General features: G+C 74.5%; 6 protein-coding genes. 4 read left to right on the top strand and 2 right to left on the bottom strand.

Features of this window, described 5'->3' with window-relative positions; all coding sequences use genetic code 11:
* A partial coding sequence (locus AE652_RS31075; RefSeq protein ID WP_159028596.1) for a hypothetical protein occupies window positions 1-920 on the top strand: 920 nt, incomplete at its 5' end.
* An 18-nt stretch (window positions 921-938) separates the two neighbouring features.
* Here the strand turns inward: AE652_RS31075 and AE652_RS31070 are convergent.
* The gene (locus AE652_RS31070; protein WP_082346084.1) at window positions 939-2,309 is read right to left on the bottom strand and encodes a glycosyltransferase 87 family protein; all 1,371 of its coding nucleotides are present in this window, start codon (window positions 2,307-2,309) and stop codon (window positions 939-941) included.
* Between the two features lie 216 nt (window positions 2,310-2,525).
* Between AE652_RS31070 and AE652_RS31065 the strand changes: the two genes are divergently transcribed.
* Complete coding sequence (locus AE652_RS31065) at window positions 2,526-3,662, top strand: glycosyltransferase family 4 protein (protein ID WP_049657557.1); 1,137 nt, start codon at window positions 2,526-2,528, stop codon at window positions 3,660-3,662.
* Between the two features lie 60 nt (window positions 3,663-3,722).
* On the opposite strand, the gene AE652_RS31060 is transcribed toward AE652_RS31065, so the two are convergent.
* Window positions 3,723-5,516: a long-chain fatty acid--CoA ligase gene (locus tag AE652_RS31060; protein ID WP_049657555.1), complete on the bottom strand. Its 1,794-nt coding sequence runs from the start codon at window positions 5,514-5,516 to the stop codon at window positions 3,723-3,725.
* A 323-nt stretch (window positions 5,517-5,839) separates the two neighbouring features.
* Here AE652_RS31060 and AE652_RS31055 point away from each other — a divergent pair, with 323 nt between their 5' ends.
* Together AE652_RS31055 and AE652_RS31050 are read left to right on the top strand one after the other, a co-directional pair.
* Window positions 5,840-6,274, top strand: coding sequence for an SRPBCC family protein (locus AE652_RS31055; RefSeq protein WP_049657553.1), 435 nt, complete (start codon window positions 5,840-5,842; stop codon window positions 6,272-6,274).
* Window positions 6,275-6,299: 25 nt separating this feature from the next.
* Window positions 6,300-7,051 (top strand): ArsA-related P-loop ATPase (locus AE652_RS31050; RefSeq protein ID WP_049657551.1); only part of this gene is annotated, 752 nt, incomplete at its 3' end.

Genomic DNA, 7,051 nt, shown 5'->3' with positions numbered 1-7,051 from the left:
GGGTGACCGCCGCCGCCGACCTGGCGGTGCGGATCGCCGGGTACGACGAGCACCCGGTGGTGTACCCGCGCCGGATCGGGCTGGTGCGGGCCGGGGACGGCTGGCGGGTCGAGCGCGAGGAGAGCGCGTCCGGGCCGCCCGCGCCGTGGGACTTCGGGCCGCTCCGGTCCTCGCCGGGCGCGCACTGCCTGGTGGTCGGGCCGGCCGCGGGACCCGACCAGACCGAGCTGGTCGCGGTGGGGGACCGGGCGGTGCCCGCCGTCACCGAGGTCTGGGGCGGTGCCTGGCCGGAGCGGCTGCTGCTGGAGCGGCCGGCCACCGAGGAGCAGTTCGCCCGGCTGCTGGAGGGCGACCCGGCCGGCTGGACGGGCATGGCGGCGGTCACCGTGGCCGCCCCCGGCGCGCCCTGGCACACCCCGGCGGACCGGGTGCTGGTCAACCCGGAGGCGTACGGGCGGCTCAGCGGCTTCGGCCGCCAGGTGGTGGTCACCCACGAGGCCACCCACGTCGCGACCAGGGACGACACCAGGGCCTGGACCCCGCTGTGGCTCTCCGAGGGCGTCGCCGACTGGACGGCGTACCGGGACTCGGGCCGCGGCCCGCAGCAGATCGCGCCCGAGCTGGCCCGGGACGTGGCCGCCGGGAAGCTGCCCGCCGCGCTGCCCGCCGACCGGGACTTCGCCGCCGGGGCCACCGGCATCGCCCAGGCCTACGAGCAGTCCTGGCTGGCCTGCGAGCTGATCGGCCGCACCCACGGGCCGCAGCGGCTGGTCGCCTTCTACCGGGCGATCGGCGCGGCCGACGGGCAGGGCGAGGACCGGGAGCGCCGGACCGACCGGCTGATGCGCCGCGAACTGGGCGTCGGCCTGGCGGAGTTCACCCGGCTCTGGCTGGAGCAGGTGGCGGCACTGAAGGGCTGACCGGCCGCGGAGGGCAGGTCAGCGGCGCTGTTCGGCCGGGGTGCCCGGGTGGTCGATGCCGTCCAGCAGGTCCTGCTCGTAGGCGATGCCCGGGCGCACCGGGTAGCCGCCGGACGGCAGCGCGGCGGGCTCGCGGTCCAGCACCACGGTCGGCGGCAGCGGCGCCTCGCCGCGGGTGGAGCGCCAGAGCCGCACGCAGGAGAGCACGGCGGCGGCCAGCAGCAGCAGGTTGCGCGCGGCCAGGACGGCGACCGCCGCCGGCTCGCTGGCCAGGACCTGGGTGAACATGGTCGGGAACTCGACCAGGGTCAGCGGGCAGGCGAGCAGGATCAGCACCGCCACCGGCCGCTGGCTGCTGTTGCGCACGGTCAGGCAGACCGCCGCGACGCCGACCAGCCAGACCAGGTACTGCGGGCTGATCACCCGGCTGGTCACCACGAAGATCAGCAGCGCGCACAGCGCGGCGTCGTACATGGTGGCCGCGCTGCGGCGCTTGGAGGTGTAGCGCCACAGCAGCAGCCAGGCGAAGCCCAGCAGGGTGCCGGCCAGCATGACCTTGCTGATCACGTCGACCCACGGCCCGAGCATCTCGGGGGAGCCGTAGTTCATGGTGACCTTGCCGTCCCAGGCGTCGGCGATCCGGGCGAAGTGCAGCGGCAGCGCGCCGAGCGACTCCACCTCGATGCCGCGGTCCTTCTGGAACGCCAGGAACTCGAAGGCGCCGTTCATCCCGGCCGTCAGCAGGAAGCCGATCGAGACGGCGGTGGCCGCCGCCAGCGTCCAGGAGCGGCGGGTGCGGCGGCCCGAGGGGGTGCCGATCAGGCCGATCAGCGGCCAGATCTTGACGATGCCGCCCAGGCCCAGCAGCAGCCCGCCGACCGCCGGGCGGCGGATCAGCGCCAGCAGGCCGGCCAGGGCGACCGCGGTGACGATGACGTCGAAGCGGTTGTAGATCATCGGGCCGAGCAGCGGGACGCCCACCACCCACATCCAGGCGCCGGTCAGCGCCCGGCCCCGGCGCAGGCCGGTGCGCACCAGCAGCGCGGCCGCGGCGGCGTCGGCGATCCCGCAGATCACCCAGAACGAGACCAGGTACGACCAGGGCAGCAGGCCCGGCAGCAGGATCACCAGGGCGGCGCCCGGCGGGTACTGCCAGGTCACGTCGTCGAACGGGAAGGTGCCGGTCTGGAGCACGCCGTACCAGGCGTGGTAGATCATCCAGACGTCCGCCGTGACATCGCCGCCGGGCGCCTTCAGCACACCCGTCGCCAGCAGCACCAGCAGGGCGCGGGTGGCGACCCAGGTCGCGCCGAGCGCGGCGAGCGCCCCGAGCGGGCGGCCGAGGCGGCCGCGCGAAGAACCGGGCTCGGTGGCCGGGGCCAATTCCACTGCGCTCCCTCGTTCGTCTCGGACGTCCCCACCGGAGGCGTCGTACCGACGGACGCCCGGGCCGCGTGCTGGACGACGGCCTAGGTACTAGGACTGACCCGGGGGTCAAACGGTTGCCGTGCGCGGTTCCGTTCCCGGTGGGTCATGGTGTTGACCTATCGTACGGATCACCCAGCGGTACACCGCGCACCCCCCGACCGAGCGAGCCGTGGCCTGATGCACAGAACCTTGATCGTCACCAACGACTTCCCGCCCCGCCCCGGTGGCATCCAGGCCTTCGTGCACAACATGGCCGTGCGTCAGCCCGCAGGCAGTGTCGTGGTCTACGCCTCGACCTGGCGGGACGGCACCGAGGTGGCCCGGTTCGACGCCGAGCAGCCGTTCCCGGTGATCCGGGACCGGACGAAGGTGATGGTTCCCACACCGCGGGTCACCCGGCGGGCCGCCGAGATCCTGCGCGCGGAGAAGTGCGACTCGGTCTGGTTCGGCGCCGCCGCCCCGCTCGGGCTGATGGCGCCCGCGCTGCGCCGGGCCGGCGCCGGGCGGCTGCTCGGCATGACCCACGGGCACGAGGCCGCCTGGGCCCAGCTGCCGGTCTCCCGGCAGCTGCTGCGCCGGATCGGCGCGGGCACCGACGTGCTGACCTACCTGGGCGAGTACACCCGCTCCCGGATCGCCGCCGCGGTCGGGCCGCAGGCCGCGGCCCGGATGGTCCAGCTGCCGCCGGGCGTGGACGAGACGACCTTCCACCCGGGCTCCGGGGGCGCCGAGGTGCGCCGCCGGCTCGGGCTGGCGGACCGGCCGGTGGTGGTCTGCGTCTCCCGGCTGGTGCCCCGCAAGGGCCAGGACACCCTGATCGAGGCGATGCCGCAGATCCTCGCCGACGTGCCGGACGCGGTGCTGCTGATCGTCGGCGGCGGCCCGTACCGGGCGGACCTGGAGAAGCTCGCGGACGCCACGGGCGTCCGGGACTCGGTGCGGTTCACCGGCTCGGTGCCGTGGGAGGAGCTGCCCGCCCACTACGGGGCCGGGGACGTCTTCGCGATGCCGTGCCGCACCCGGCGCGGGGGGCTGGACGTCGAGGGCCTGGGCATCGTCTACCTGGAGGCCTCGGCGACCGGCCTGCCGGTGGTCGCGGGGGACTCCGGCGGCGCGCCGGACGCGGTGCTGGAGGGCGAGACCGGGTACGTGGTGCCCGGCGGCTCGGCCCCGGCGGCGGCCGAGCGGATCGTACGGCTGCTGCGCGACGAGGAGCTGCGGCGGCGGATGGGCGAGGCCGGGCGGCGCTGGGTGGAGCGCTCCTGGCGCTGGGACCTGCTGGCCGGGCGGCTGACCTCGCTGCTGGCCGGCTGACGCGGGTACGCCGAAGGGCCCCGGGGACTCCCCGGGGCCCTTCGGCGTACCGGTGCGGCCCTACTTCCGGTACAGGGCCTCGATCTCGGCGGCGTAGTCCTTCAGCACGACGTTGCGCTTGAGCTTGAGCGAGGGCGTCAGGTGGCCGCTCTCCTCGGAGAACTCGGTGTCCAGCAGGCGGAACTTCTTGACCGCCTCGGCGTGCGAGACGGCCGCGTTGCCGTCGTCCACCGCGCTCTGGAGGGCGGCCAGCAGGTCCGGGTCGGCGGCGAGGTCGGCGACGGTGGCGTCGGCGGGCTTGCCGTTGAGCTCCTTCCACTTCGGGAAGAAGTCCGGGTCGACGGTGATCAGGCAGGCGATGAAGGGCTTGCGGTCGCCGACCACCATGACCTCGCCGACCAGGGCGTGGGCCCGGATCCGGTCCTCGATCACGGCCGGGGCGACGTTCTTGCCGCCGGCCGTGACGATGATCTCCTTCTTGCGGCCGGTGATCGTCAGGTAGCCCTCGGAGTCCAGCGAGCCGAGGTCCCCGGTGGCGAACCAGCCGTCCTTGAAGGCCTCTGCGGTGGCCTGCGGGTTGTTCCAGTAGCCGGTGGAGATGTGCGGGCCCTTGAGGAGGACCTCGCCGTCCTCGGCGATCCGGACGGAGCAGCCGGGCGTCGGCTGGCCGACCGTGCCGATCTTCGGCTTGGCGCACTCGTTGAAGGCGGTGGCGGCGCAGGTCTCCGTCAGGCCGTAGCCCTCCAGGACGGTGAAGCCGATGCCGCGGTAGAAGTGGCCCAGGCGTTCGCCGAGCGGGGCGCCGCCGGAGATGGCGTGGGTGGCCCGGCCGCCGAGCGCGGCGCGCAGCTTGCTGTAGACGAGCTTGTCGAAGACGGCGTGCTTGAGCCGCAGGACCAGGCCCGCGCCGCCCGCGTCCAGCGCCCGGCTGTAGGCGATCGCGGTGTCGGCGGCCTTGTCGAAGATCTTGCCCTTGCCGTCGGCCTGGGCCTTGGCGCGGGCGGTGTTGTAGACCTTCTCGAACACTCTGGGCACGCCCAGGATCAGGGTCGGCTTGAAGGAGGCCAGCTCGGCGGTGACGTTCCGGACGTCGGAGACGTGGCCGAGCTTGATCGGCGCCATGATCGGGGCGATCTCGACGATCCGGGCGAACACGTGGGCCAGCGGCAGGAAGAGCAGCACGGAGCTCTCGCCGGTGTGGAACAGCGGGGCCAGGCGCTCGACCACGTTGCCGCACTCGGCCAGGAAGTTGCCGTGGGTCAGCTGGCAGCCCTTCGGGCGGCCGGTGGTGCCCGAGGTGTAGACGATGGTGGCGATGTCGTCGGGGCCGGCGGTCCGGCGGCGCTCGTGGACGGTCGCGTCCGGGACGTCCTGCCCGGCGGTGGCCAGCGCGGCGATCGCCCCGCCGTCGATCTGCCAGGTGTGCTCCAGCCCGGGCAGCCGGTCGCGGACCTCGGCGACCACCCCGACGTGCTGGTCGGTCTCGGTGATCACGGCGACCGCGCCCGAGTCGCCGAGGATCCACTCGACCTGCTCGGCGGAGGAGGTCTCGTACACCGGCACGACGATCGCGCCGGCCGTCCAGATCGCGAAGTCCAGCAGCGTCCACTCGTAGCGGGTGCGGGACATGACGGCCACCCGGTCGCCGGGCTCGATGCCCGCGGCGATCAGGCCCTTCGCGGCGGCGTGCACCTCGGCCAGGAACTGGACCGACGTCAACTCCTGCCAGTGGCCGTCCACCTTGCGGCTGAGCACGGCGACGTCCGGGTGCTCCTCGGCGTTCCGGTGCACCGGGTCGGCGAGGTTGCCGCCGCTCGGTACCTGGTAGAGGGCCGGAAGGCTGAAGTCGAGCAAGACTGCTCCTCGTTCGCGACGCTGCGGGACGGCAGGACGTTACTGCCCGGTAGGCAGCTTCGACCAGGGGGGTCGGCTCCGGTGTTCGAAGTGTCACACCCGGCCGGGTCCGACCTGGCCGTGACCGGGTCGTTCGAATGGCACCCTACGACAGCGCAGGGCGACCGGCCGGTAACATGCCCGCCCGCCCGGCGCCCGCCCGCACCTCGGCCGCCCCGCGCCGCCGCGCCGCCCACCGGGCGCGATAGCCTGCTCCGGGCGGACCGGGCCGAGCGCGCCCCGGCCGGACCGGCAGGCAGATGGACGAGGCGGAGGGCCATTCCATGGCGGAGCACACCAGGTCGAGCATCACCATCGACGCGACCCCGGCCACGGTCATGGCGGTGATCGCCGACTTCGCCGCCTACCCGGCCTGGACCGGCGAGGTCAAGGAGATCGAGGTCCTCGGCACCGGCGAGGACGGCCGCGCCGCCGAGGTCCGGCTGCTGCTCGACGCCGGCGCCATCCGTGACGAGCACGTCCTCGCCTACACCTGGGACGGCGACCGCGAGGTCTCCTGGACCCTCGTCCGCAGCCAGATGCTCCGCTCGCTGGACGGCTCCTACACCCTCGCCCCGCTCGCCGGCGGCCGCACCGAGGTGACCTACCAGCTCGCCGTGGACGTCAAGATCCCGATGCTCGGCATGATCAAGCGCAAGGCCGAGAAGGTCATCATCGACCGCGCCCTGGCCGGTCTGAAGAAGCGCGTCGAAGGCTGACACGACCGAACGGGGGCCGGACGGCATGACGGCGACACGCACCATCCTGGTCAGCGGCGACGCTGGCGCACCCACGGTGGCCGCCGCCACCGCCCTGCACGCCGCCCGGCGCGGCCACCGCACCTGGCTGCTGGCCGCCGACGACCCGCACCGTGCCCTGGACTCCGCCCTCGGCACCCGGCTGGAGCCCGAACCGCTGCACCACGCACCGGGCCTGACCGTCTCCCGGATCGACGAGCAGGCCGCCTTCCGCTACGCCGTCGGCGCGCTCACCGGCCGGCTCAAGCCCGCCCTCGACCTGCTCGGCGCCGAACAGCTCGACCCCGAGGAGCTCACCGCCCTCCCCGGCATCGCCCGGCTCGCCCTGCTGCGCGCCCTGCCCGCCGCCGACCAGGACGTCCTGGTCGTGCTCGCCCCGCCGCCCGCCGAGCTGATCGCCGCCCTCGCCCTGCCCGAACAGCTCGCCCGCTACCTGGACCGGCTCGTCCCCGAGCAGCGGCAGGCCGCCCGGGCGCTGCGCCCGCTGCTGGCCGGGCTGGCCGGCGTCCCGATGCCCGCCGACTGGCTGTACGAGGGGCGCACCAAGGCCGCCGCGGCACTGGCCGAGTCCCGCGCCGCGCTCACCGACCCCGGCACCAGCGTCCGGCTGGTCGTCCGGGCGGACGGCCACCCGTACACGGAACTGCGCCGGATCCGGGCCGGGCTCGCCCTGCACGGGCACCGGCCGGACGCCGTGGTGGTGCACGGCGCGCTGCCCGCGGCCGCCGCCTCCTCGCC

Origin of the sequence: Kitasatospora sp. MY 5-36 (assembly GCF_001182915.1) — a bacterium.
Classification (GTDB): Bacteria; Actinomycetota; Actinomycetes; order Streptomycetales; family Streptomycetaceae; genus Kitasatospora.
This window is presented reverse-complemented; position numbering and strand designations above follow the sequence as displayed.

Bases quoted from the DNA above. Each gene is read 5' to 3' on its own strand.
- AE652_RS31065 (WP_049657557.1), top strand. From the start codon at position 2,526: ATGCACAGAACCTTGATCGTCACCAACGACTTCCCGCCCCGCCCCGGT.
- AE652_RS31055 (WP_049657553.1), top strand. From the start codon at position 5,840: ATGGCGGAGCACACCAGGTCGAGCATCACCATCGACGCGACCCCGGCC.